The 26583-nt window shown below is 70.3% G+C and carries 14 protein-coding genes and 4 pseudogenes; 8 read left to right on the top strand and 10 right to left on the bottom strand.

Going from position 1 to position 26583, the window contains the following annotated elements; all coding sequences use genetic code 11:
- Positions 1 to 258 precede the first annotated feature (258 nt).
- Positions 259 to 1296, bottom strand: coding sequence for an integrase core domain-containing protein (locus ACZ59A_RS43430; protein WP_470971015.1), 1038 nt, complete (start codon positions 1294 to 1296; stop codon positions 259 to 261).
- Here ACZ59A_RS43430 and ACZ59A_RS43425 point away from each other — a divergent pair.
- The 4 genes and pseudogenes from ACZ59A_RS43425 to ACZ59A_RS43410 all read left to right on the top strand — a co-directional run.
- Positions 1249 to 1347 (top strand): annotated as a pseudogene (locus tag ACZ59A_RS43425) (hypothetical protein); the annotation flags it as partial. The gene ACZ59A_RS43430 and the pseudogene ACZ59A_RS43425 sit on opposite strands and share 48 nt — an antisense overlap.
- A gap of 6 nt (positions 1348 to 1353) precedes the next feature.
- The gene (locus ACZ59A_RS43420) at positions 1354 to 1641 is read left to right on the top strand and encodes a Beta-galactosidase C-terminal domain (RefSeq protein WP_470971013.1); all 288 of its coding nucleotides are present in this window, start codon (positions 1354 to 1356) and stop codon (positions 1639 to 1641) included.
- A 147-nt stretch (positions 1642 to 1788) separates the two neighbouring features.
- Positions 1789 to 2654, top strand: a pseudogene (locus ACZ59A_RS43415) (helix-turn-helix transcriptional regulator).
- 73 nt (positions 2655 to 2727) lie between these two features.
- Positions 2728 to 3349 (top strand): annotated as a pseudogene (locus tag ACZ59A_RS43410) (IS5 family transposase); the annotation flags it as partial.
- Here the strand turns inward: ACZ59A_RS43410 and ACZ59A_RS43405 are convergent.
- Entirely contained in the window at positions 3328 to 4548 is a 1221-nt protein-coding gene (locus ACZ59A_RS43405; RefSeq protein WP_470970998.1) for an MFS transporter, read from the bottom strand. The pseudogene ACZ59A_RS43410 and the gene ACZ59A_RS43405 overlap by 22 nt on opposite strands.
- 125 nt (positions 4549 to 4673) lie before the next feature.
- Entirely contained in the window at positions 4674 to 5270 is a 597-nt protein-coding gene (locus ACZ59A_RS43400) for a TetR/AcrR family transcriptional regulator (RefSeq protein WP_470970996.1), read from the bottom strand.
- Between the two features lie 206 nt (positions 5271 to 5476).
- Here ACZ59A_RS43400 and ACZ59A_RS43395 point away from each other — a divergent pair, with 206 nt between their 5' ends.
- Positions 5477 to 6025, top strand: coding sequence for a winged helix-turn-helix domain-containing protein (locus tag ACZ59A_RS43395; RefSeq protein WP_470970993.1), 549 nt, complete (start codon positions 5477 to 5479; stop codon positions 6023 to 6025).
- A 10-nt stretch (positions 6026 to 6035) separates the two neighbouring features.
- Positions 6036 to 6611, top strand: coding sequence for a transposase (locus tag ACZ59A_RS43390; protein WP_470971010.1), 576 nt, complete (start codon positions 6036 to 6038; stop codon positions 6609 to 6611).
- Between the two features lie 72 nt (positions 6612 to 6683).
- Here ACZ59A_RS43390 and ACZ59A_RS43385 read toward each other — a convergent pair whose 3' ends face one another.
- The 4 genes from ACZ59A_RS43385 to ACZ59A_RS43370 form a co-directional block, all read right to left on the bottom strand.
- Positions 6684 to 7082: a hypothetical protein gene (locus ACZ59A_RS43385; RefSeq protein ID WP_470970992.1), complete on the bottom strand. Its 399-nt coding sequence runs from the start codon at positions 7080 to 7082 to the stop codon at positions 6684 to 6686.
- Entirely contained in the window at positions 7079 to 7927 is an 849-nt protein-coding gene (locus ACZ59A_RS43380) for an IS5 family transposase (RefSeq protein WP_470970991.1), read from the bottom strand. Before ACZ59A_RS43380 ends, ACZ59A_RS43385 begins: the two co-directional genes overlap by 4 nt.
- 159 nt (positions 7928 to 8086) lie before the next feature.
- Positions 8087 to 8584: a hypothetical protein gene (locus ACZ59A_RS43375; protein WP_470970989.1), complete on the bottom strand. Its 498-nt coding sequence runs from the start codon at positions 8582 to 8584 to the stop codon at positions 8087 to 8089.
- 309 nt (positions 8585 to 8893) lie between these two features.
- Positions 8894 to 9301: a hypothetical protein gene (locus tag ACZ59A_RS43370; RefSeq protein WP_470970988.1), complete on the bottom strand. Its 408-nt coding sequence runs from the start codon at positions 9299 to 9301 to the stop codon at positions 8894 to 8896.
- Positions 9302 to 9986: 685 nt separating this feature from the next.
- On the opposite strand from ACZ59A_RS43370, the gene ACZ59A_RS43365 reads away from it, so the two are divergent.
- A complete protein-coding gene (locus ACZ59A_RS43365) occupies positions 9987 to 10274 on the top strand; it encodes a hypothetical protein (protein ID WP_470970985.1) in 288 nt (95 codons plus the stop codon).
- Between the two features lie 662 nt (positions 10275 to 10936).
- Here the strand turns inward: ACZ59A_RS43365 and ACZ59A_RS43360 are convergent.
- Both ACZ59A_RS43360 and ACZ59A_RS43355 read right to left on the bottom strand, forming a co-directional pair.
- A pseudogene (locus ACZ59A_RS43360) lies at positions 10937 to 11382 on the bottom strand (hypothetical protein).
- Positions 11383 to 11445: 63 nt separating this feature from the next.
- Complete coding sequence (locus ACZ59A_RS43355; RefSeq protein ID WP_470970983.1) at positions 11446 to 12435, bottom strand: AraC-like ligand-binding domain-containing protein; 990 nt, start codon at positions 12433 to 12435, stop codon at positions 11446 to 11448.
- Between the two features lie 316 nt (positions 12436 to 12751).
- Here ACZ59A_RS43355 and ACZ59A_RS43350 point away from each other — a divergent pair, with 316 nt between their 5' ends.
- A complete protein-coding gene (locus ACZ59A_RS43350) occupies positions 12752 to 15553 on the top strand; it encodes an AfsR/SARP family transcriptional regulator (protein WP_470970981.1) in 2802 nt (933 codons plus the stop codon).
- A gap of 296 nt (positions 15554 to 15849) precedes the next feature.
- Here the strand turns inward: ACZ59A_RS43350 and ACZ59A_RS43345 are convergent, their stop codons facing one another.
- A complete protein-coding gene (locus tag ACZ59A_RS43345) occupies positions 15850 to 26583 on the bottom strand; it encodes an amino acid adenylation domain-containing protein (RefSeq protein WP_470970978.1) in 10734 nt (3577 codons plus the stop codon).

Genomic DNA, 26583 nt, shown 5'->3' with positions numbered 1-26583 from the left:
TTAACCGTTTCCGGGATGGGAGCAAGTGGGAGCCCTCTGGGAGCCCTCGTGCTCCCAACTCGCAGACGTGTCAATGGTGTCCGATTCGTCCGTCACCCGATCCGGTAGACCTACGGCGCCGTACCGCGCCCTGCATGCCGTCGTCAATCGTAGGCCCCTGCGGTCACCCCATCGATCCGGATGCTCTCTGCATCGAGAGGCATAAGAACCCCTTGTCGGCTCCCGACCCTGTGGGGCTCGAATAATCGTCGCTCCTGGTCAAGCGGCATAGCTGTACTCGTTGATCACGCCGCCGAGGATGCGGGTACGCAGGACTCGTCGGCTGGCTGGTTTCAGGACCGGAGGTGGTTGCCCGTGAGCTTGGGGAGGTAGTTGGCATCGGGCCCGGTGGGGGCGGTGCGCGTTGTAGTGCCTCTGGTACGTGGCCCGGACCTGGCGCGCGTGACCTTCGCCAAGGATGAGTATGTGGTCCAGGACTTCTCGGCGGAGGGCGCCGATCACGCGTTCGCAGTGGGCGTTGGCCTTCGGTGCGCGGACCGGTGTCTTGATGATCTCGATGTCCTCGGCTTGGAATACGGCGTCGAAGGCGTCGGTGTACTTGCTGTCGCGGTCTCGGATGAGGAAGCGCAGCGCGTTCATGCGTATGCCCAGGTCGGTGGCGAGGTTGCGGGCTTGCTGGGTGGCCCGGGCAGCGGTCGGGTGTGCGGTGACGCCGGCGACGTGCAGGCGCCGGGTGTGGTGCTCGAGGAAGACCAGGGCGTACAGGCGGTGCAGGCTGATGGTGTCGATGTGGAGGAAGTCGCAGGCGATCAGACTGGTGGCCTGTGCGGAGAGGAACTCGCGCCAGGTTGGGCCGGTGCGGCGTGGTGCGGGGTCGATGCCTGCTGTGTGGAGGATCTGCCAGACGGTAGAGACGGCGATCGGGTGTCCGAGCCGGGCCAGTTCACCTTGAATCCGGTGGTGGCCCCATCGGCTGTTCTCGTGGGCGAGGCGCAGTACGAGGTTCTTGACGGCGGCCTGCGTGGGCGGCCGTCCGGGACCGCGGCGTCGTCGGGAGTAGTCCCATTGGCGGGCGACGAGCCTGCGGTGCCAAGCCAATAGCGTGCTGGGCGCGATGGGGAAAACCTTGGCCCAGCGGCGGCGGGGGCCTGGTATGACGAGTTCAGCAACCTCTCCGAGGACCTGCCGGTCCGCCCCGCCCCCGGTTCCCCTCTCGCCCTGCCGGACGGTGCGGCGGCCACCCGCTGGGTGGATGGCCTCCAGGCCGGTGGCGCACAGGTCCTGGCCGGATACGATCACCCGCACTTCGGCCGCTGGCCCGCCGTCACCATGCGCTCCCACGGCGAGGGACGGGTGACGTACGTGGGCACCGTCCCGGACCCGGTCCTGGCCGCGTCACTGCTCCGGTGGACCCTCCCCGCGCGGGAAGGCGGGTGGAGGTTCCCGCAGGAGGGCGTCACCAGTACGGGTGCCACCGCTCCCGACGGCCGCAGGGTGCGCTTCGTGCACAACTGGTCCTGGGACGAGGTGCCGGTCCGACTCCCCGCCGCGGTCCGGGACGTGCTCGACGGTACGGATCACCAGGCGGGGGAGGAGCTGAGGCTGAACGCCTGGGACGTCCGGGTCCTGCTGGCACGCTGACGGCAGGACCCGCCCGGCAGAGACACTTCACGGGCAGGTACAGGCGTCGACCGAGGAAGGGTGGCTGCCAGCGAGCCCTCCCCGGAGTCGTACCCAGATGGCCTGCCGGGGCACCGGCGGTGGGCGTCTTGTGCCGTTCGGAGACTCATCGCTGCTGATCGGGGCAGGTCTGTCGTTCCATCACGGTTTGCTGGAACCGTGTCCTGCCCGTTGCCCCGCACCCCCGGCCTGCGCCGCGAGGAACTGGCCACGCTCGCCGGCATCAGCATCGACTACTACGTCCGCCTGGAGCGCGGCAAGGAGACCCGGCCCAGCCCCTCCGTGCTCGACGCCCTCGCCCGCGCCCTGCATCTCGACGATGCCGAGCACCAGCACCTGCGCGAGCTCGCCGCCCGCGCCGCCCGCTACGCCCCCGAACCTCCGCCGCCGCCCAGCCGGACCGTGCGCCCGCACCTGAAGCTGATCCTGGAGACGGTGCGGCCGAACCCGCCTACGTCATCAGCCGCAGCATGGACCTGCTCGCCTGGAACCCCGGCGGCCTCGCCCTGTACGCGGGCCTCGCCGACTGGCCCGCCACACACCGCAACCTTGCCCGCTACCTCTTCCTCCACCCCACCGCGCACACCCTCTTCCCCGACTGGGACAACCAGATCCGCGGCTGCGTCGCCCGGCTGCGCGCCCAGGCCGGGACCGACCCGGACGCGCCGGACCTCACCAGCCTCGTGGGTGAGCTCCTGCTCAAGAGCCCGGACTTCGCCAAATTGTGGGAGCGCTATGACGTCGTCGGGCGCAAGAACGTTCAGAAGACGTTCCACCATCCGCAGGTCGGCGTCCTCACCCTCAGCGGCCAGAGCATGCAGCTCGAAGGCACCCCCGGTCAGCGCCTCGGCGTCTACACCGCCGAACCCGGCACCCCCGACCACGACGCCATGCTCCTGTTCGACATGAATGCGTCCCGGCCCGTCGGCCACCGGGATACGAAGGCCGAACAGCAAGAGCGGACACAGCTCTGACTGAGACCCACAACCTGCCCGCACCTTGCCGCCGTCGGGGGCTTCCTCGATGCCGGGGGCGCTTTCAGAGACGTTCGGACCGTCCTGGTCGACCGTGTGCCGACGGTTCACCGAGTGGAGCAGAGCTCGGGTCTGGGCCAAGCTGCACCGGCTGGTGTTGGACGAACTCGGCCGGAAGGGTGAGTTGGACTGGTCGCGGTGCGCGATCGACTCGGTGAACATGCGGGCGCTGAAGGGGGGGAGCTGACGGGTCCGAATCCGGTAGACCGGGGCAAGAAAGGTTCAAAGATCCACTTGGTTACCGAGCGGACCGGTCTGCCCCTCTCGGTTGGCATTTCTGCTGCCAACACCCACGACAGCCTGGGGCTCGAGCCTTTGATCCGCGGCATCCCCCGATCCGTTCCCGCCGCGGCCCTCGTCGGCGCCGCCCCTCCAAGCTCCACGCCGACAAGGGATACGACTACGACCACCTGCGGATGTGGCTTCGCAGTCGGCGTATTACACCCCGTATCGCCCGTAAGGGCGTCGAGCCTTCGACTCGGCTGGGGAGACACCGGTGGACTGTTGAGCGCACCGTGAGCTGGCTGGGCGGCTTCCGTCGTTTGCACCGCCGTTACGAGCGCAAGGCCGAGCACTTCCTTGCCTTCACCGGCATTGCCGTAGCCGTCATCTGCTACCGCCGCCTTGCCGAGTGACGCAATGGCTCACACCCTTCTGTCTGTTCAGCAGGGCGCGGGGAGCCAAGGCCGGTTGCGGGGGTGGAGCGGCGGGCGAGGTCGGGCAGGACGGTGGCCAGGCCTAGCAGTGCCATGATCGCGCCGAGCCAGAGCGGGGCGCGCAGACCCCAGGCGTCGAGCACGACGGCGCCGATGGAGGAGCCGAGGATGATGCCGAGGGTGATGAAGGAGGAGTGGACGGTGTTGACCAGCGGGCCGGCGTTTCCGGTGCGCTGGACGCGGGTCGCCATGGCCGGGTTCATGGTGACGCCGACCAGGCCGATACCCATCATGCAGACGACGGCCGGTGCGGGCAGGTCGGCGAGCAGGGCGAAGCCGGTCAGGAACACGGTGTTGAGGACGAGGCCGACAGCGAGGACGGGGACGGTGTGGCGGTCGGCGAAGCGGCCGACGATGTTGTTGCCGACGACGGTGGAGGCGCCGTAGGCGATCAGGAGGACGGGGACGGTACCGGTGGAGAAGCCGGTGAGGTCGGTGAGGATCGGGTTGAAGTAGCTGAAGGCGGAGAAGGTGGCGCCGATGATAAGCGTGCTGGTGGACAGCACCAGCCACAGCTTGGGCTTCTTGAAGACGCCGACCTCTTGCCGGAAGCCGCCGCCGCCCTCGGCGCGCTCGATGCGGGGAACGCCGAACCAGGTGGCCACGGCGGCGATCACGGTGATGGCGGTGATGGTCCAGAACGCCGCGCGCCAGCCGAAGCGCTCGCCGACCAGAGTGGAGATGGGCAGTCCGAGCAGCGTGCCGAGCATGAGGCCGTTCATCGCGACAGCGATCGCGCGGCCGCGGACTTCGGGGCGGGTGATCTGGGCGCACATCGAGATACCCACGCCAAAGAAGGCCTGTGAGGCGATGCCGGTGATGATCCGCGCGGCCATCATCGTGGAGTAGCCAGACGCGGTGGCAGCCAGGACGTTGCCCGCCAGGAAGATGACGAACAGCGCAATCAGTGCCGTCCGCGGCGGGAGTTTCATGAGAGCCACGGTGAGGAACGGCCCGCCGGCCGCCATGGCCACCGCGAACGCGGTGATGAGGTATCCGATCTGCGGGATGGTGGCGTTCAGGCCGTCGGCCATCTGTGGCATCAGTCCGGCGACCACGAACTCGCTGGTCACCATGGCAAAGATGCCGAGTGCCAGGACGTATACGGCACGGGGCACGGTCTTGTCTCCTTGGAGGTCGACACCGACCGGCGTGGGGGCCGGGTGACGTGGTGATGAAGGGTTATGGATTGGTCAGTTCAAAACGTAGGCATGTATAGGGCATCGCCCGGGTGGCGCGTGAGTCAGCGGGTCAGTGCGTCGAGGGTGACTTCGGCGATCGCCTCCAGTGCGGTCCGGTCGGCGCCGCCCTGGCTGGAGATGCGCATGCCGCCGATCGCTGCATTGATAAAGCGGGCCAGTGCTCCGGCGTCCCGCTGGGAGGTGATGCTGCCGTCCCGGCGACCCTCCTCGATCACCGCGCGCAGCACCGCGAGCCTGCGGGCGGTGTCGCGCTCCAGCAGTTCCGCCGCCCGGCTGTCGCGAGCGGCTAGTTCGACCGTGGTGTTCACGGTCAGGCAGCCCAGGCTGCGGCCTCCGGCCCGATGCTCGGTCTCGCCGTCGACGACCATGGCGAACAGGCCGCCGATGCGGTCGGCGGCACAGCGCCGCGTGTCCTCCAGGACGGCCAGCTGGGCGGTGGTCATGGTGTCGATGTAGTGGGCCAGCGCACGCTCGAACAGGTCGTGCTTGCTCTTGAACGTGTTGTAGATGCTGCTGCGCCCCAGCCCGGTGGCTTCGCACAGGTCCTGGGTGGAAGTGGCCTCGTAGCCCTTCTCCCAGAACGTGTGCATCGCCGCGTCCAGGGCCCGTTCCTCGTCGAACATCCGCGGTCGAGCCATGCTGCCACCTTAGCCATTTTAGATCGATCGTTGCAATACGTGCGTGCAAGCCTCCCGCTACTACCACTTGAGGCCCACAGTGCGGAGCGAGCCGGCGGGACAGCTTGGCCCCTTACCGAAGCTCCCCCTCCTGAACGCGACGCCCCTGCAGCCCTCCCCTCGCCAAATGCAACGACCTCTTACTGATCTTTTCGTAAGTTCGGTGGGTGTGCTGGCCTTGCGAGTGGGAGGCTTCCGGGGTGGCTTATCAACCCTCGCCTTCGGCTGCCCGCTCTTCTCTTCCTCCTTTGTCGCGGCCTCAGCTGGCGGAGGCACGGCGTGTTCGGGCGGTCGAGTTGTTCGAGGAGGGCGCCTCGAATGCTGAGATCGCGCGGGCGGTGGGTGTCTGTGCCGAGAGTGTGCGCCGTTGGCGTCGGGTGTGGGAGCAAGACGGTGCTTCGGGCCTGCGGCGGCGTGCGGCCACCGGTCGCCCGCCCAAGCTGGATGACGCCCAGGTCGAGACCGTCCGGGACGCGTTGGAACAAGGTGCCCAGGCTCATGGTTTCGAGGCCGACCTGTGGACCCTGGAACGAGTCGGCGTGGTCGTCACCCGGGCAACGGGGGTGGTGTTGTCGAGGGCGTCGGTATGGCGGCTGCTGACCGGTCGGCTCGGATGGAGCCTGCAACGGCCCGAGCGGCGGGCGGTCGAGCGGGACGAGTCGGAAATCGCCCGCTGGATCGCGCACGAGTGGCCGCGCATCAAAAAGGGGCCGTGAACACACGTGCCTGGATCGTCTTCCTCGACGAATCAGGCGTCTCCCTGCTCCCTCAGATCCGCCGCACCTACTCGCCCCGAGGGCGGACTCCGCTCCTGCGGCACCGCCTGAACTGGAAGCGCGCGTCGATGGCCGGAGCCTTGGGCTACCACTCCAGCGACCCCGATCGCGGGCCCGCCTGTGCTTCCATCTCAAGCCCGGCAGCTACGACACCGCCGGGCTCATCGAGGTCCTGGAGCAGGTGAAGGTGTTCTACCGCGGCGAGCGAGTGGTCCTGGTCTGGGACGGCCTGTCTGCCCACTGGAGCCGGGCGATGCGGGCCTGGGTCGCCGAACAGGACTGGCTCACCCTGGAGCGATTACCCGCCTACGCTCCCGAGCTGAACCCGGTGGAACTGCTGTGGTCCTCGCTCAAGAAGCGTGAACTCGCCAACCTCGCCGGCGACCACCTCGCCGATGTCGCCGACGCCACCGAACAAGGCATCCACCGCATCAACGCCACCCCCCGACTGCCATGGTCATTCCTCGCCCATACCGGCCTGACCATCCACCCACCACACCCACCGAACTTACGAAAAGATCAGTAAGAGGGCGGTTCGTAAGGTGATGCCCGTTTCCGGTTGGGGTGGGAGCAAGGCCGCTGGTGGGGGTTCCATCGGCTATTGCTTCCTGGCGAAGTTGCCGGTGTCGGCTTCGGTGAGGATCCCGAGTTTGACCAGGCGTTTCAGCTTGGCGCGGGTGCCTTCGATGTTCTTCGGCAGCAGTTCGTGGCCGAGGGCTTCGCAGACGTTCTTGGCTCGTAGCGGCCCGGTCGCGTGATTGAAGGCGGCGAGGATGCGGGGGTAGTCCGGGTGCTCGGGCAGCTCCGGCGCGGTGGCCGGGAGCCGGTCGGCGAGGCCGGTGATGGTCTTGCGGGTGATCGCGAGGTGCTCCAGATGAGTCTCGGCCTGCCGCAGCCGGGCCTGCAGGTCGTCGATCTGTGTGCGGAGGTCGTCGGCCAGGGCCCGGGCGGCGTCTTCCTGGAGGTCCAGGGCGTCGAGCAGGGGCTGGATGTTCACGCTGCCACCCCCTGCGCCACGCGCCAGGTGGGGGCGTTCGCACCGGTGAGGCGCCGGGTCATGACGTGGGTCATCGCCCAGTAGACGCGGGAGGCGGAGGAGGAGGGGCGGTGCTCGTAATCGCGGACCAGACGCCGGTGCAGTATCAGGATCCCGTAGGTCTGCTCGACCCTCCACCGCTTCGGCTGCGGCACGAACCCCTTGTTCTGCGGGTTGCGTTCGACGATCTCGACGTCGATGCCCAGGCCGGCGCCGTGTGCGACGACCTGGTTCTTGAAGCCCTGGTCGACCAGGGCTTTGCGGACGGTTCCGCCGGCGTGCTCGGCGACCTGGTCCAGCAGGATGCTGCCCGCGGTGTTGTCGTGGGTGTTCGCGGCGAGGACGACGACTGCGATGACCAGGCCGAGGACGTCCACGGCCAGGCCGCGCTTGCGGCCTGGCACCCGCTTGGCGGGGTCGTGGCCACTCGTGGTGGCGGGGACCCCGGCGGCCGCATGGACACTCTGGGTGTCCAGGACCACCAGGGTCGGGTCCTCTAATCGGCGGGCGCGTTCGCGGACCTGGCAGCGCAGGAGTTCATGGATGACCTGGTCGGTTCCGTCGTCTCGCCAGGCGGCGAAGTAGTAGTACGTCGCGCTCTTCTGCGGCAGGTCGTGCGGGAGGTAGGCCCACTGGCAGCCGGTCCGCCCCTGGTAGAGGATCGCGTTCACGATCTCCCGCATGTCGTAGGCGCCCTGGTGGCCGCTGACCGAGCGGTGCCGGTCCTTCCATGCGGTGATCACCGGCTCGATCAACGACCACTGCTCGTCCGATAAGTCACTCGGGTACGGCTTACGTTCACTCACCCGGTCACATCAGCAGAGCAACAACCGCGGACCAGCAGATTCCGCACCGCCACCACACCATCAGGCGACGGCAGATCCACTCAAATGCTTACGAATCTCCCACTGAGGTACCGGCAACGGCGTGACCCCTGGTACTCCAGCGGCGTGACATCCCGGCGGTCACCGTTGATGACGTCGCCTGTCCCTGGGCGATTCGGACCCGCCGCCGTCGGCGGGCTCGGCGGCTGGCCGACGGCCCGCGGCGGCCAAGCCGACCATCGCCGTCAGCAGCCCGAGTACCTGGCTGATCAGCCCGATCCAGGCGGTGAGCAGAGCCGCCGAATTGGCTACCACCTCCTGTGCGTCCTGGGCCAGCGGGCCCGAGGCGGGGCCGGAAGTGGCGGGCGCGGATTGCTGGGCGGGGCTGGTCTGGGGGGAGGTGGGCGGAGACGTGACGGGTGAGGTCGGCGGCGTGGTGGGCGGTGAGGTCGGCGGGCCGGACGTGGTGTCCGTGTCGGTGGGATTCGGGGTGACCGTTCGCGTGGGATGCACCGTCAGCACGGTCAGACCCCCCGCCGACAGGAGCGTGCCGAAGCCCATCAGTACGAGGGTAGCCAGGAGCAGGGCGGCTGGGAGTTTGAGGACGGCGAGGGTACCGGCTTGCGGAAGGCGCCACATGGGCCCACTGTACGAACGCGAAGAACGGATCCGATCAGGCTGCGTTACGCCTGTCGGGGTAACGCCGGGACCGCTACCGGATCCGCGTCAAAACCTGTGCACGGCCAACGGCGGCGTCCACACCGCCTACGCCTGCCGACCGTGCTGGAGCAACCGCCCGAGGCGTCGATGGCCGGAACCATCACCTCGTGCGGGAGACACCGCAATGACCCCCCCCCGCCCAGCAATCCGCGCCCGCCACTTCCGGCCCCGCCTCGGGCCCACTGGCCCAGGACGCACAGGAGGTGGTAGCCAATTCGGCGGCTCTGCTCATTGGCGCTGGAGCGCTTTGCAGGTGCTGGTGGAGGCCGGGCTGAGGTGGCAGACCTGGAACGAGACGTCCTTCACGTCGAACATGTAGACGTCGCCGAGGTACTCGGTGTTGCCGTTGTCTGTTCCCCAGATGTGCTTGCTTTGCGCTCCGTTGGAGTTGTTGTATCTGATCTTAAGACTCGGCGTGTACCCATCGTCCTTCTGCAGGTCGGTTACCACCACGTTGTCGATCCAGATCTTGTACGTGTCGAAGCCGTCGATGCGTTCGTACCGGTAGTTGTAGACACCGGCACAGCCGCGGGTGGTGCACCCGTTGTAGTCGGCGGCGGCTGCAGGGGATGCGGCCATGAGGCTGAATGCGGCAGCCGCCGGGACGGCAGTCTTCAGTGCGCGTGAAATTTTCACAGCTCTCCCTGTGGGCGTGTGTTCGGGCCGACGTGTGGCAGTTGCCGTCTCGCGGAGAGAACAATGCCAAGAAAGGCAGCACAAGTCTTTGACTATCTCTGCATGCTTGTTGGCAATCCCTGCACCCTGTGTCCGGACGTGGCGCTGGAGGCGTTTCTGCCTCCTCTACGGCGATTGGCGCGCCGTCATCGAGATCCCCCAAGCCCCGATATGCGCCATCCCCACTCCTCCCCTCGCTTACCATCGTCCGTCGCCACCAGCCGCGCGGAACGGTCCTGGCTGCGGAATGTGCTGGCCTGATGCCCGCAAATAGGGGCACCTGTCCGCCACCGAGGCGGAACTGGGGATGCCGACAGGGCGCGAAAGATCGACGAGCAGGAGCGTGAGACTGGCTCCCGCACACCTGGTCCGCGCAGCCTGACGCCACCACACCTCCGTGAACGTCAGCAGTCGCGTCTTCCTCGGTGAAGTCGCCGCCGAGATCGCCACGCATGTTTGTAGGCAATTCTTTTGGGACCGGAGTTCCGAGTGTTTTCGCTCCAGTACGCGACAGGTAGAGACCGTCAACAACTATGCAAGAACAGTCAACGACCCGCGGGCATGCTAGTGACATGCTCGGTGTATCACGTCAATGCTGACGCAGCCCCTGAACTCGGGACTGAAAATTCCAGCAGAGGAGTAAGTCATGCGTATCCGTAATGCCATCGCAGGCACGGCCGTCGGTGCCGTGCTCGCCCTGGGGGCGATGGTCGCCCCCGCCCAGGCCGCCTCGCCCCCGGCCGCGCCGACCGTTGCCAGCAGTGTTCAGGGTGGTGATTCCATCCTGGCGACATGGCGGGACTCGGGTCAGAGGTACTCGAGCCGTGGGGTGTGCGACATGTGGGCCGACCACTACAACAACGAATTGGGGATCCCCGGTCAGTGCCGCGGCCCCTACTCGGGTGGGGTCTTCCAGCTCTGGCTCTACTACTGACACGATTGCGGCTCCGCAGAGCCCGGGCTGCCCGCCAGTCTGTCGGCTGGCGGGCAGCCACGTTCGCGAGGGCCAAGCCCCAGCGGTTCCTGGCAGCGCAGCCTGTGATCATGGTGTCGGGCGGCAGATGGGCCAGCCGCCAGTCGTCCAGAAAGGTCACCGTGGCCCCGTCGGCCTCCTTCGGCGCAGACCAGGGAATACCGGCTATGGGCGCGGCGCATCTCGTCGAGCAACACGAACTGCCCCTGAACGCTCGCCTCTCATGACGCTGCTTCCCTCGCCCGGTGACTCCACCGAACCATCGTCATCCTGCCTGACAAGCGAGCGCCCACCGAGGCCGCTGCATGCGCCGATGGCTGAGGCGCCGGCGGCGGCGAAAGTGCTCTTCAGCCCGGCTCCGAGGGGGACGATCTGTGTGCGTACGGAAGGTGGTGCATAGCCTTCGCAGCCGGCCAGCAGGGCGCTGAAGAGAGGCCCGGTGCACCATCCTGCGATGGTGAAAGGGCCGCCGCGGCCCCGGCACCGGGGCCCAGGACACGGCAGCCAGGGGCATTTCCGGTGGCGAGCGGCCGATCAGCACGACGCGCTCCGGCCATTGCGTTCCCCACGGCCGTCACGCACAGCACAAGGACCCTGCTAGGTGTGCCTCTGACGATCGACGTTTACGCCCCCGGGTCGTTCTTCTGGTCGAGGCGTTGGTAGGGGGTATGGCCTTCGAGGCCGCCGTGGGGGCGGACTCGCGCAGCTTGTCGTTGAAGACCTCGGCGTTATTGATGACGATGCCGTCGAGCAGGCGGTAGAACTCCTCAGCGTCGATGCGGTGGGATCGTTCGACCTTGCCCCAGCAGCGGTGTGCGGGGCTTGATGTAGGTGTGGACGATGCCTTTGTCCAGGGCGTGCCAGTGGAAGGCGGACTGGAACTCGGCCCCGTTGTCGGTCTGGATGACCTCGACCCTGGAACGGCAGGCGTTGGAGGACGTTGTCCCTTGACGCCCTCGGCCTGGTAGCGGCGGTACCAGGTGTAGTACGCCTGCTGGCTGATCCCGAAGTAGCGGCAGGACATCGCGACGTCCCCGGTGACTTCTTCGACGTGGCGTATCACCGCCAGGCGCCGTTTGGCCCGGAGACCAAGGTGTCAACGTTGATCGTCAGTTGCAGACGTTGATTGTCTCTACAAGGTTGTTGACGGTTCTTGAGCGCGGCTGCGTGCGGCTGTGTACCGGTACTCAGTAGGAGTGATGTCGTAGGCGGCGCGGAAGGCGCGGCTGAAGTGGGCGTTGCTGGCGAAGCCCCAGCGGGCGGCGATCGCGTGGACCGGGCGGGAGCCCAGACGGGGGTCGGCCAGGTCGCGGCGGCAGTTCTCCAGGCGTCGTCTCCGGATCCACCCTGCGACGGTCAGGCCTTGTTCTCGGAAGAGCTTGTAGAGGTAGCTGACAGAGATCTGATGAGTGGCCGCGATGGTCTGTGGGGAGAGGCGGGCATCGCCGAGGTGCCGTTCGATGAAGTTCTGGAGTCGTAGCGTCAGCGAGCGTTGGTGCGACTCGGGTGGTACGGAAGCTTCGGCGTCCAGTTCGTGGGCGAGCAGGGCGGTCAGCAGGTCGAGCAGGATGCTGCCCAGCCGCGTGGCGTCTGCCACGCGGTAGTGATGGGCATCTCCGACCAGGCGGATGAGGAAGTCTGCCAGCAGTGCGCCGATTCCCTCACGGCCGGACAGCCGTACGCCGACGAGCTGGTCCACGTTTTCGGGGGCCAGAGGCAGTAGTGCTTTGGGGAATTGGACCTGGATGAGCTGGGCGGGGCCATGGTGTGTGGTCACCACCCCGTCGAACGGCCGGGAGCTGTCGTAGAGGACCATCTCTCCTGCCCCGAGCGCGGTGTCCTGGTCGGCGTGGGTGAGCATTTGAAAGCCGCATAAGGGAAGTGCCAGCTGGTACAGCTCGGGATCGGATCTGCGGACCGGTTTCGGGGTGAGCAGTACCTGGAGCGGCCCGACGGTGATGGCGGTCAGGGACCGGGTCCCGAGGTCCAGCGCGCGCGGTGGCGCTTCGAAGTCGTCCGTGCGGTCGCTGGTGACGTCCGTCGGCATGAACGTTTTGGCGGTCGGCCCGCGTTCTTGCGCGGGTACGTCGTCGCTGCGGAACATGGCCTGGTACAGCGTCATCTCCTCCTCCGGTGGATGCTTGACGGGTGGCGTGGACGGCCGGCCGTGTCGCGCCGGACAGGGGGCTGCCTGAGCGTTTCCACTTCGGCGGTGCTGCCCTGCGCCAGCACTGCCCTGGTGCCGCGTGCGATGCCGCGCCGATGGCGGCGGTCGTCAGGCATGGCGCAGTCGCATCGTTCTCTCCTCAGGTAGTTGGGGACGGTCGGGACCGGCATCACTGTGTTCGGCGGGTATCGGACGATTCTTGGATGGACCTTGAAACGGCTGGTGGGGCGGTTGTCCCGGGCCTAGGGTTCCGGTGGAGGGGGTGGTCGGGGTGGCGGTGGAGTTCGGCTTACTCGGCACGATTGAGGCGCGCGTGGATGGCCGTCTGGCGGATGTGGGGCACATTCGGCAGCGATGTGTGCTGGCCGTGTTGCTCGTGGATGCCAACCGGGTGGTGCCGGTCGACGAGCTCATCGAGCGTGTCTGGGCAGGTCGGGCGCCGCAGCGGGTCAAGGGGACGCTCTATGGCTATCTGTCTCGTCTGCGCCAGGCGCTGGATCTCGCCGCAGGGGAGGTGGGTATCGCCCGGCGGTCCGGCGGTTATGTCCTGGAGGTGGATCCGGCGGCTGTGGACCTGCACCGGTTCCGTGACCTGGTCGCGCAGGCCCGGACGGCTGGCGACGATCAGGCGGCGGTGCTGATGGGGCAGGCGTTGAGGCAGTGGCGGGGGGAGGCGTTCGCCACCGTGGATACCCCATGGTTCTGCGATCTGCGCCAGGTCCTGGAACGGGAACGGTTCTCGGCCGAGCTGGACAGCGCCGACATACGGTTACGGCGGGGGCTGCACGGCGAGCTACTGCCCGACCTCACCACCCATGCAGGGCAGCACCCGCTGGACGAGCGAGTAGCTGGTCAGCTCATGCTCGCCCTGTACCGCAACGGACGGACCGCCGACGCCCTGGCCTGCTACCAGGACATCCGGCGGCGGCTGGCCGGGGAACTGGGCGCCGCCCCCGGCACACCGCTGCTCCGGCTGCACCAGCAGATCCTCACCGCCGACCCGGCCCTGGCCCTCCCATATCCTGAGCCTGCCCCGCGCGCCGGAGTGTCCGGTCCGGTACCCCGTCAGCTTCGCGCCCGCCCGCGCTGGTTCACTGGTCGGGAATCGCAACTGACGCAACTCAGCGCGGAGTTGGACTGTTCGGATGAGCCGGGCGGAGCGGTGGTGATCCTCGCGATCGGCGGCATCGGCGGTATCGGTAAGACCTGGTTGGCCCTGCACTGGGCTCACCAGAACCTCGACCGGTTCCCGGACGGTCAGCTCTACGTGGACCTGCGCGGTTTCGACCCTTCGGGCGAGCCCCTCGTGCCCACCGCTGCCGTACGCGGGTTCCTCGATGCCCTGGGGGTGGAAGCCGGATCCGTGCCGGTGGACGTGCAGGCTCAGATCGGGCTGTACCGGAGCCTGGTCGAGGGCAGGCGGATGCTGATCGTGCTGGACAACGCTGCCGATACCGAGCAGGCGGCCGCGCTGCTGCCGGGCAGCGCCACCTGCATGGTGCTGGTCACCAGCCGCCGACGGCTGGCCGGGCTGGCCAGCGTCCACGGGGCCCGGATACTGACGCTCGACGTACTGACCGACACCGAAGCACGGGAGTTGATGGGGCGTCACCTGGCCCAGGACCGGGTAGCGGCCGAACCGGAAGCCGTCGCCGCCTTGCTGGAGCACTGCGGGGGACTGCCACTGGCGATCAGCGTGGTGGGAGCCCGCGCGGCGGCCCACCCGGACTTCCCGCTCGCAATGCTGGCAGAGGAGCTCCAGGACGAGTCGGCACGGCTGGACGCACTGGACGCAGGCGAGCTGTCGGCCAATGTGCGCGCGACCTTCACCGTGTCGTACCGCGCACTGACCGTCGCGGCGGCCGAGGTATTCCGGCTCGTGGGACTGTCGCCGGGGCCGGAGATCGGGCCGACCGCCGCTGCGGCCCTCGTTGCCAGGCCGGCCACCGCCGTGCGCGCGGCACTGCGGGAACTGGAGAACGCCCACCTCGTCCAGCAATTCGCACCCGGACGCTATCGCCAGCACGATCTGCTGCGCCTGTACGCGGCGGAGCAGGCCCAACGGACCGACCGGCAGGAAGAGCGCAATGCCGCGCTGCGGCGACTGGCCGACTTCTACCTCCACACAGCCCGCGCAGCAGAACAGATCTTGCACCCGCACCGCACGAAGATCGAATTCCCGGAGCCGTCCGCCGACTGCCGCCCGCTGGCATTGACGGATCAGGCAGAAGCGCTGACTTGGCTGGAGACCCAGCACGCCGGGTTGCTGGCAACCCAGCGGCTGGCTGTCGACTCAGGCTGGCACGAAGTGGTGTGGCGGATGGCATGGGTACTCGACACTTTTCACCGACGCAACGGCCACTTGCACGCCCAACTCGCCGCCTGGAGAAAAGGGCTGAATGCGACCCGGCAACTCGGCGACACGAAGGCAGAGATATTCGCCCGTCGCAACCTGGGCATCGCCTGCATCAGAACCAACCTCCACGAAGAGGCACTAGAACACCTTCACCAGGCCATGTCCCTGAGCCAGTCCTCCGAAGACGCTGCCCAGACGGCTCACACCCGCCTGGTACTGGCCTATGCCTGGGAGCGCCGGGAGGACTATCAGCAGGCGCTTGAACACGCCCGCCACGCCCTCGCCCTCTTTCGAACATTGGAAACGCCGGTCTGGGAAGCCCAGGCGCACAACCAGGTCTGCATGTACTGCATCCGGCTGGGTCGGTACGAGGAGGCCAGCGACCATGGTGAGACCTCGCTCGCCCTGTTCCGTCGTCACCAGGACCGGGATGGCGAGGCAGACGTCCTTGGCACGCTGGGCCGTCTGGCCCATCAGAACGGGCAGCACACACTGGCCCTGCCCCGCTTCCAGGAAGCACTGGCCCTGCTGCGGGACATCGATCATGCCTACGGCGAGGCCGACACCCTGGACTGGCTGGGGCACGTGCACGCCGCCCTCGGCCAACACGAGCAGGCTCGCCAGAACTGGCAGCAGGCTGCCGATCTGTACCGGACACAGCACCGCGAGGAGGATTCTGAGCGGCTCCGGGAGAAGCTGAACGCACTGAAACCATGAACTGTCCCGAGCTGCTGCCGATGGCGACTACTCCTCGTGCCGGTAGGCGGTCCGTGGCCACAGGGCCCCGTCGAGAAGTTGACCAGCGGCACGGCATGGGCCCGTGAGCCGTTCGTGGACGACGAGGGTGAAGGCGACACCGGAGGAGTGGATCTCCCCGGCGAGCTTGACGGCGACCTCCCGCTCGGGGCGTTTGGTGGCGAGCGCGGGTGGAGACCTCTGGGCGAGGCCCCGGTTACGGGACTGCCCCTACCTGCCGCGACGGCAGACCTCCGGTGAACGACCCCGCCTCCGGCTCACCCCTCGATCAGGTCGTCAGGGTTGTCGCACATCGCCGCCACCGTCGCCTCGATGGTGGCGGCAATGTGCCGTGCCGTGGAGGCGTCGAAGAGGGCCGACTGATAGACGAGTTCGCCGTCGATGCCCGCTGGCGCTCCGTCGGAGGTCTTCCGCTCCCGCATCTGGAGGAGGAGGTCGATTTCGGTGTGGGTGACGGGGACCGGCCGTACGCGCGCCCGGAGTCCGTTCGCCCAGGGCTGTTCGCGGATGGCCGGTGCTTCCTCGCTGTGGGTGACGGCGATCTGGAACAGCGGGTGGCGGGAGCGGGAGCGCGGCGGGTTGAGCCGGTTCACCACCGCGTCGAAGGGCAGTTCCTGGTTGTCGTGTGCGGTCAGCAGCCGGTCGCGGACCTGGCCGATCAGGCGGCGGTAGGTGGGGCGTCCGGAGGTGTCCGTGCGCAGGACGACGGTGTTGACCAGACAGCCGACGAGCCGGTCGAAGTCCTCTTCGTCGCGGCCGCTGAACGCGACGCCGACCGGGATGTCGTGGCCGGCGCCGAGCGAGGTGAGCGCGGCCGTGAGGGCGGTGTGCAGGACGGTGTAGGTGGTGGCCGCGCAGTCACGGGCGACCTCCGCCACCCGGCGGTGGGCGGACGCGTCCAGGGTGAAGGGGACGTCGGCGGCACGGCCGTCGGCGGCGTTTGTGCGTGGGCGGTCGGTCGGGAGCGGCAGCTCCGGGGGCAGGTCCGCGAGGGTTTGGGACCAGTGGCGGGCCTGCCGCGCGGCGAGGCTGCCGGGGTCGTGCTCGTCGCCGAGGCGTTCGCCCAGCCAGAAGGTGTAGTCGGCGTAACTCGCCCGCGCCCGTGACCACTGGGGCGCGGCACCGCGCAGCCGGGCCTGGTAGGCGTCCCGGATGTCCTCGATCAGCGTGCCGAGCGCGTGCCCGTCGGCCGCGGCGTGGTGGAGGACGCACAGCAGTACGTGGCGCTCGGGGGCCGTGCGGAACAGCCGTGCCCGGAGCGGCGGCTGTGTCATCAGGTCGAAGCCGGTGCCGAGTTCGGTGGTGATCGCGCTGTCGAGGGCGGTGTCGTGGAGGTCGGCGCAGGCGAAGTCGAGCGGGGCCGCCTCCGGCGGCAGGATGTGCTGCCGCTGTCCGTCGGAGGTGTACGGCAGGACGGTGCGGAGGATGGCGTGGTGGGCGACCACGTCGTCGAGTGCGGCGCGCAGCGCGGCGGTGTCCAGGGGGCCGGTCAGGTGGAGGGCGAGCGGGATGAGGTAGTCGGGGCGGTGGCCGCGCAGGTAGTTGACGGTCCACAGGCGCAGCTGGGCGGGGGAGAGCGGAATCGGCCCGGTGGCGGGTCGGAGCTCTTCGGGGCGGCGTTCGGCGGGTCGGTGGTCGGTGGGGAGCTTCTCCGGTCCGGCCCCGGGACGCCGGCCGGTGTCGTGGCCGAGGTGTTGTTCGAAGGCCGCGACGGTGGGTGCGTCGAACAGGTCGCGCAGGGACACCGGGCTGCCCAGCTCGGCGCGGATGCGGCCGATGAGCCTCATGGCGGAGATGGAGTTGCCGCCGAGGGCGAAGAAGTCGTCGTCCAGGTCGATGCCGGGGGCGTCCAGCACGGCGGCGAAGAGGCCGGTGAGAATGTGCTGGCGCGGGGTACGGGCCACCCGGCCGGATGATGTGTGCGGAGCAGGCAGGGCCCTGGTGTCGACCTTTCCGTTGCGGTTCAGCGGGAGCGCGTCGACGGTGACGATGGTGGCGGGGACCAGATGCCGGGGCAGCCGGGCGGCGAGGCTTGCGCGGAGGGCCGCGGTGTCGAGTTCGGCCCGGGGGACCACGTAGCCGGTGAGGGCTTTTCCGGAGGGGCCGTGGCCGTGGGCGACGACGGCCGCGGCGGCGACCGCGGGCTCCCTGCCGAGGGCGGCCTCGACTTCGCCCGGTTCGACGCGGAAGCCATTGATCTTCAGTTGGCTGTCCGCGCGGCCGAGGAAGTGCATCCGGCCGGAGGTGTCCCAGCGTCCGAGGTCGCCGGTGCGGTACATACGGGTTCCCGGGGGCCCCGCGGGGTCGGCGACGAACCGCTCGGCGGTGAGCCCGGGGGCGTCGTGGTAGCCGTCGGTCAGCCCGTCGCCGGTGAGGTAGATCTCTCCGGGGACGCCCGGGGGCACCGGCCGCAGCGCGGAGTCGAGCAGGGCCACGCGGGTGTTGTCGATCGGTGTGCCGATGGGCAGGGCGGAGGTGCCGGCGGCGCCCGCCGGGATCGGATGGGCGAGCGCGAAGGTGGTGGTCTCGACCGGCCCGTAGAGGTTGACCACGTCCAGCCCCGGGTTCTCCCGGCGGGCCCGGTCGACCGCGGCGGGCGCGACGACATCGCCGCCGGTGGACACCCGGCGCAGGCCGCTGAGCGCGGCCGGACGCTGTTCGGCGATGAGGTCGAACAGGCCCGCCGTCAGCCAGGCCGCGGTGGCCCCGCTGTCGCGGATGACCCGGGCGTACCGGTCGGGGTCCGGGTCGCCCGGGGGGACGACCACGACGGTGCGGCCGGTGAGCAGCGGGGTCCACAATTCGTACACCACCGGGTCCCATGAGTGCGGGGAATGGAACAGTACGCGCGCGTGCTCCTCCCCCCGCCAGGCCCGGTCGGCGGCGCGGGCGAGGATGTTGCGGTGGGTGACCCGTACCGCCTTGGGCCGACCGGTGGAGCCCGAGGTGAACATCAGGCATGCGGTGAGATCCGGTGGAAGGACGCGGTCGAGATTGGCCGGGGACCGGTGGCGGGCCCGGTGCTCCGCGTCCTCCGGCGCGTCAATGGTGAGGGTCGCGCCGCTGTGGCGGGTGATCCAGCGGATCCGCTCCTCGGGCAGGTCCCCGTGCAGGGGGACGCAGACGGCGCCGAGCTTGGCGAGCGCGAGCGAGACGACGGCGACCTGCGGGGACCGTTCGAGGGCGGTGGCGACCGGTGTTCCGGGGCGGACGCCCTGGTCGGCGAGGTGCCGGGCGAGGCGGTTGGCGCGGGCGTTGAGGTCGGCGTAGCTGATCTCGGCGCCGTCGCTCCACACCGCGGCCCGTGCCGGGTGCGCCGCCGCGACCGCCTCGAAGGTGGCGGCCAGGGAAGTGGTGGCGAGCGTGGCCGGGGTGCCCTGCCCCCAGGCGAGGAGGTGGGCCCGCCGGTCGGCGGGGAGGAGGTGCACCCGGCCGACGGGCGTGTCCTCGGGCAGGTCGGCGAGGGCGGCGCAACCGGCGAGCAGCCGGGCACGCAGATCGTCCGGGTGGACGTCGGGCAGTTGCCCGGGGCGCAGCAGCAGCCGGAAGTCGATGCGGCCGTCCCGTGGCAGCACGACGAGCGCCAGGGGGTAGTGGGTGCCGTCGTGCACATCGGTGGCTTCGAGGCGCAGGCCCGAGCCGGGCTCGGTGAACCCGGCCGTGTCCAGGGGGTAGTTCTCGAAGACCAGCACGCTGTCGAAGAGCGGCCCGGCGCCCACCGTCTCCTCGATGTCGTGGAGGGCGAGGTGCTCATGGGCGAGGAGCCGGGCGCGGCGGCGCTGGTTGCGGGCGGCGAGGTCGCCGAGGGCGGTGCCGGGGTGGAGCCGGACGCGTACCGGGACGGTATTGATCAGCAGCCCGATGAGGTGTTCGGCTCCGTCGAGTTCCGCGGGGCGACCGGAGACGGTACTGCCGAAGACGATGTCCTCGTGTCCGGTGAGGTGTCCGAGCAGCAGCGCCCACGCGGTCTCGACCAGGGTGTTGAGGGTGGTGTTCCACCGGGCGGCCCGCTCCTTGAGCCGGGCGGTGAGGTCGGCGGGGAGGCTGAAGGTGTGCAGCGCGAGGGGGTCGCTCCAGCCGTCCTTGCCCGACCGGCCCACGAGCGTCGGCTCGGCGCCGTCCAGCGCCTGCCGCCACGCGTCCCGGGCCGCTTCGGTGTCCTGCCGGGCGAGCCAGCCGAGGTAGTCGCGGTAGGGGGGTGCGGGGAGGGGCGTCCGGCCGCCGTAGGTGGAAACGATCTCGCGGAGCAGGTTCGCCACCGACCAGCCGTCGAGGAGCAGATGGTGGTGAGTGAAGACCAGCTGCCAGCCGCGGTCGTCGGTGCGGAGCAGGAGGAAGCGCAGCAGCGGCGGAGTGTGGACGGGAATCGGGAGCCGTCGCTCCCGGCGGGCCAGCCGGGCGGCTTCGGGGGCGCGCCGGGCGGCGGGGAGCCGGGTCAGATCGGCCATCCGCCAGGGCGGTTCGACGGCGGCGGGCAGGACGAGGAGGGGGTGGTCCAGCCCGTCGACGGCGAACGCGCCGGTCAGTTGGGGGTGCCGGGCCAGGGTGTGGCGGACGGCCTCGCGCAGCCGCTCGGGGTCGAGGTCTCCGGAGAGCCCCAGCTCCAGCTGCACCACATACGGGTCGGTGTGCTCGTGGTCGGCGCCGTAGAAGGCGTGGAAGAGCAGTCCGCTCTGGAGGGGGGTGACGGGCAGCAGGTCGGTGAGGTCGCCATGGGCCTCCTCCAGGGCCTCCAGACGGGCGGGAGTCACCCGGGCCAGGGCGAAGTCGGACGGGATGCGCCCGCCCGCCGCGAGATGGGGGTGGTGGGTGACGTACGCGGTGACGACCTCGCGCCAGGTGTCGGCGAGTTCGGCGACCGCCGGCCGGTCGAGCACCCCCGGATGCCAGGTCCACACCACGCGCAGCGTCGGCCCGCCGGGGCCGGGCTCGGCGAACGCGTCGATGGACAGGGCGTGCGGGACGGGCAGCCCGGGGTCGGCCTCGCCCCGGAAGGATCCGGGGGCGATCTCCCAGTGGCCCTGTGGACCGGTGTCGAACCGGCCGAGGTAGTTGAAGGCGATGGCGGCGGAGGTGGCGGGCAGCGCACCGCGCCCGCGCAGCAGTCCGTAGCCCACGCCCTTGTGCGGTACGGCGCGCAGCTGTTCCCTGACCTGTTTCACCGCGCGCGCCAGGCCGTCCCCGGCGCGGCGCATGGCGTCCCAGTCCTCGATACGGGCGTCCAGCGCCACCGGATACAGCACGGTGAACCAGCCGACGGTGCGCGACAGATCCAGTTCGGCCAGCTCCCCTAGGCCGGTGTCGCGACCGTGGCCCTCCAAGTCGACCAGTACCGGGCCGCCGTGGTGGGCACTCCAGCGCCGCAGGGCGACGGACAGGGCGGCCAGCAGGACATCGGACACCTGGGAGTGGAACCGGTCGGGTACCGCCGTGAGCAGCGTGGCGGTCCGCTCGGCGTCGAGGGTGGTGGTCAGCGACGCGGTGTCGCCGACGATGTCCCGCCGCGGGTCCAGCGGGCGGGCGCCGAGGATGTGTCCGCCGCGCGCGAGTGTCCGCCGCCAGTAGGTTTCCTCACGGTCCGGCAGCGGTCCGGCGGCCGTGGCGTGGAGGGCGGCGGCCCAGGTGCGCGGGGATACGGGGACGGGCTCCAGCCGGGCGGTGGCGCCGGTGAGGGCGGCGGCGTGAGCGGCGGCGAGGTCGGGGAGGAGGATCCGCCAGGACACGCCGTCCACCGCGAGGTGGTGGACGACCAGCAGCAGCCGCTGGGATGCTCCGTCCAGCCAGACGGCCCGGACCAGGTCGCCCCGGCGAGGGTCGAGTTCCCGCCGGGCCGCCCGGCCGTGCCCGTCGATCAGCCGGTCCAGCCGTTCGCCGTCGAGGTGTTCGGGGACGGCGGCCCGGCGCAGGCAGGTCTCGGCGCGTACGTCGCCCGGTGGCCGGACCTCCAGCCGCCAGCCGGGGCCCTCGGTGCCGGTCAGGCGGATACGCAGCGCGTCGTGGTGGTCGAGGACGGTCTGGAGGGCGGCGCGCAGGGTGTCCTCGGTGACGGTCGCGGGGACGGTACACACCACCGACTGGGCGAAGCCGTCGATGGGGCCGCCGAGCCCGGCCAGCCAGTCCACGATCGGAGTGGTGAGCAGTTCGCCCGGCCCGGTCAGGTCCTCCCGGGCGGGGGCCGTGACGGGCACCGCGCTGTCGGCGGCCGCGGCCAGCGCCCGGACGCTCTGCAGGGTGAACACGTCCTGCGGGCCGATCGGTACGCCCTGGCTCCGGGCGCGATTGGCGAGCCGGATGGCCAGGATGCTGTCGCCGCCGAGGCGGAAGAAGGCGTCGTCGGGCCCGACGTGTTCGACGCCGAGAACGGATCGGAAGAGGGCGGCGAGCAGTGCCTGGGTGGGGGAGCCGGTGGGGGAGTCGGTGGCGGGCGCCATCGCCGGGCGGGCGGCGGCCACGGGGGCCGTTGCGGGCGGTACGAGGCGCTCCTCCTCGCCGGGCTCGAAGAGAGGCAGGGTGTCGAACGGCCGTCGGGGCTCGGCGACGGCGGCCTCGACGAGCCGCCGCAACGCGGTCACGATCAGCCGGGCGGTGGGTTCGGCGAAGGAGTCGGTGCGGTACTCGAGGAACCCCTCGACGGTACCGTCGGCGCGTTCGGTGAACTCGAAGAGCAGCGGGAACTTCGCCATCACCCGGCCCAGGGCGTAGGGAGTGTGGTGGACCCCGGGCAGGGTGAGGGCCGGCTGCTCCCCCGAATGCAGGGTGATCATGACCTGGAAGAGCGGATGGAGGCCCAGCGCCCGGGCGGGGTTGACCGCCTCCACGACGCGTTCGAAGGGGGCCCGCTGGTGTGCGAAGGCCGTCAGGTCGGTCCGGCGCGCCCGGCTCACTACCTCGCTGAACCCCGGGCTGCCGGACAGATCGGTGCGCAGGGCCACGGTTTCCGCGAAGAGACCGACGAGCTGGTCCAGCGCCGGTTCGTCCCGCCCGGCGGTGACCGTGCCCACGATGACGTCGGTGCCCGCGCTCATCCGGTGCAGCAGGCAGGCGACGGCGGCGTGCAGCACGATGAACACCGTGGCCCCGTGGGAGGCGGCCAGCTTCCTGAGGTCCGCGGCCAGGTCGCGGTCCCAGGTGAAGGGGATCGCGTCACCGGGGTGGGCGGCGCTCTCCGGGGCCCGGCGGTCGACGGGCAGCGGGGTGACCTCGGGTGCACCGCGCAGCGTCGCGCGCCAGTGGTCCAGTTCGGCGGTGAGCGCTTCGCCGGGGCGCTGCGGGTCGCCGAGTCGGCGCCGCTGCCACAGGGCGTAGTCCGCGTAACTCACGGGCAGGGCGGGCCACCCCGGTGCCCGTCCGGCCGACCGCGCGGTGTAGGCGGCGGCCAGGTCGTGGGTGAGCGGGTGCAGGGAGTGTTCGTCGGCGACGATGTGGTGCAGTACCAGCAGCAGGACGTGGTGATCGCGTCCGGTGCGGAACAGGGCCGCCCGCCACGGCAGGTCACCGGCGAGGTCGAACTCCCGGCGGGCCTCTGCCCGTACGGCCTCGTCGAGCGCGGGCTCCTCCCGCCGGGTGAGGTCCACGACGGTGAGCGGGACGGCCGGTGAGTCGAGCACCAGTTGGCTGGGCTCGCCGTCGCCGGGGAAGACGGTGCGCAGACTCTCGTGGCGGTGCTGCACATCGGCGAGGGCGGCGCGGAGCGCCGTGGTGTCCAGCGGTCCGCTCAGGGTGGCGGCCAGTGGGATGTGATAGGTGGAGCGCTGCTCTCCCAGGCGGTGCAGGAACCACAGTCCGCGCTGCGCGTAGGAGGCGGGCAGTCGCGCGGGGCGGGGGACGACCGGGCGGAGCCGGTCCTCCTCTGGGGCCGCGATGCCGCCGCCGACGGTGTCCGCGAGCCGCGCGACGGTGGGTGTGTCGAAGACTTGGCGGATGGTCAGGATGGCGCCCAGTTCGGTGCGTACCCGCTGGGTGAGCCGGTGGACGAGCAGCGAGTCGCCGCCGAGGGTGAAGAAGCTGTCGTCGACGCCGAAGCCGTCGGCATCGAGGGTGAGGACGTCGGCGAACAGCCGGTGCAGGGTGCTCTGGAGCTCTCCCTCGGGCCGGCGTGAGACACCCGAGGCGGTGGGCCGTACCGCGCGCAGGGCGCGGACGTCCAGCTTCCCGTTGGCGGTCAGCGGAAGCGCGTCGACGGCGACGAAGGCCGAGGGGAGCAGATGGGCGGGCAGCCGGGCGGCGGCCTCCTCGGCCGCCCGCTCCGCGCCCGGCGCGTCCGTCACCAGGTAGGCGACCAGCCGCCGGTCGCCGGGCCGGTCCTCGGTGGCGATCACGGCAGCCCCCGCGACGCCGGGAAGACCGGTCAGCCGGGCCTCGATCTCGCCGGGCTCGACGCGGAAGCCGCGTATCTTCACCTGCCGGTCGGCCCGGCCGAGGTATTCCAGGCCGGTGCCGGGCCACCGCCGGGCGAGGTCGCCGCTGCGGTACATGCGGGCCCCGGGAGCCCCGTGCGGGTCGGCGACGAACCGCTGCGCGGTGAGCGCGGCGCGGCCGAGGTAGCCGAGCGCGACACCGGGACCGGAGACGTACATCTCGCCCGGAATGCCGGGCGGTACGGGGCGCAGCGCGGCGTCGAGCAGATGGACGCGCAGATCGGGTATGGGGTGGCCGATGACGCTGCCGCCCCCGGCCGCGGCCGTCCCCGCGTCCAGGGGATGGGCGGTCACATGGACGGTCGTCTCGGTGATGCCGTACATGTTGACCAGCCGGGGCGCGTCGTCGGCGTGCCGGGAGTACCAGCCGGTCAGCCGCCAGGGTTCGAGCGCCTCGCCGCCGAAGATGACATAGCGCAGCGCGAGCCGGTCGCGGTGTTCGGGGTGCGCTGCGTCGGCCTCGGCGAGCTGGGTGAACGCGGAGGGGGTCTGGTTGAGGACGGTGACCCGCTCGGCGGCGAGGAGGGCGAGGAAGTCGTCGGGTGAGCGGGTGGTGTCCGCGGGGACGACCACCAGCCTTCCGCCGTGCAGCAGGGCGCCCCACAGTTCCCAGACGGAGAAGTCGAACGCGTAGGAGTGGAACAGGGTCCATACGTCGTCGGGCCCGAAGTCGAACCAGTGGGCGGTGTTCGCGAAGAGACGCAGGACATTGCGATGGGTGACGACGACACCCTTGGGTCGTCCGGTGGAGCCGGACGTGTAGATGACGTACGCCGGTCCGGCCGGACGCGGCGGCCGTGGCGGGGTGTGGGCCCGTGCCCCGCCGTCGGCTGGCCCCAGGGTGCCGGGCGCGTCGGTGAGCAGCACCGGGCAGTGCGGCGTGGACGTTCGGGCCCCGGTGTCGGAGCCGGTGATGAGCAGCGACGGAGCGCAGTCGGCGAGGGTTTCGGCCAGCCGCTCGGCCGGGTACCGCGGGTCGAGCGGTACGTAGGCGGCGCCCGCCTTGAGTACGGCGATCACCGCGGTGACCAGCTCCGCGGAGCGGGGCAGCGCGATGGCGACCAGCGCGCCCGGCCGGACGCCGTGGGCGGTGACGCGCCGCGCCAGCTCGTCCGCGCGGGCGTCGAGTTCGGCGTAGCTGAGGGTGTGCCCTGCGCAGGTGACGGCCGGGGCGTGCGGGGTGGCGGCGGCCTGCCGTTCGAAGCGGCCGGTCAGGGTGGCCTCGTCGGGTGCCACCGGCGGCGGCCGGTGGGACGGTAACGGTACGTGGTGGGTGCGCAGGCCCGCCACGGTGGTCTCGTCCGGGGCGTCGGCGAGGGCGGAGACGGTGGCCAGCAGCCGGTCCAGATGCGCGGCTGCGGACCGCTCGGTGTGGCGGGCGGCGCCGGTGTCGACGTCGACCCGCAGATCGGGTTCGCCGTTGTGATAGACGCCGATGGTGAAGTCGTCGGTGAGGCCGGGCGACACCTCGTGCACGGTCGCCGGGCGACCGGCGAAGTCCAAGTCCCGGTCCATGGTCATGAGGTTGAGGGTGGGCCCGATGAGCCGGTGTCCACCGGCCAGCGCGGAGGCGTCGCGCAGCATGTCCTCGAACCGGTAGCGCTGGTGGCGCAGCACGGTGTGCGTTTCGGTGGCAACGGCGTGCACCAAGTCGCGCACGGTGGCGCCGGGCTCCACCCGCAGCCGCAGGGGAAGGACGTTGGAGACGGTCCCCATGGCCTCCCGGGCGGCCTTGCCGGTCCGGGCGGCCACGGTCAGCCCGAGGACGATGTCCCCCTCGCCGCTGTCGGCGTGGAGCGCGACAGCGGCCGCCGCGCAGAACAGGGCGGGCCACCGGACGCCGAGCCGTTCCGCCCCGGCCCGGACCCGGTCCCACCGCCCGGCGGGAAGCAGCGCGGTGGTGCGCAGATGGCCACGCGAGTCGCCGGGCACCGGGCCCTCGGCGAACATCGGCGGGTCCGCCACGCCCGCGAGCCGTCCCGCCCAGAACGCGGCGTCGGCGGCGAACCGGTCCGACTCCCGGTAGCGAGTGTCCTCGGCGAGCAGGGTCTCCAGCCGGTCGAAGACCCCGGTTTCCACCGGCCGGTCCGCGCACAGCGCCGTGTACGCGCTCGCGACGCGGCGGATGAACACGGACAGCCCGGAGCCGTCACAGACGATGTGGTGGAAGCGGACGCACCAGAGATGGTCGTCCTCTCCGGCCTTGATCAGATACTGCTCGAAGAGCGGCGCCCGGGTCACGTCGAAGGGCCGGTCGAACTCGTCGGCGATGAACCGCCGGGCGGCCGCGAGCGGATCGGGTCCGGCGGACAGGTCGATCCACCGCGGACGCCAGTCGGTGAGCGGCTCCACGCGCTGCACCACGCCGCCGGGGGTTCGTTCGTACCGCACCCTGAGGGTCTCGCTGCCGGAGACCACGGTGCGCACGGCGTCCTCGAAGCGCTCCTGGTCGACGGGGCCGTGGATGTGCACATACTGCCCGACGACATAGCGCCGCCCGTCGCGGTCGAGTTCGTCGCCGAACCAGATGCCCGACTGCGCGGCCGACAGTGGTCGTTGTCCTGTCTCGGTCAT

The organism is Streptomyces sp. NPDC040405 (genome assembly GCF_055595765.1).
Note: the sequence above shows the minus strand (reverse complement) of the source record. Positions and strands in the feature narration are given on the sequence as shown.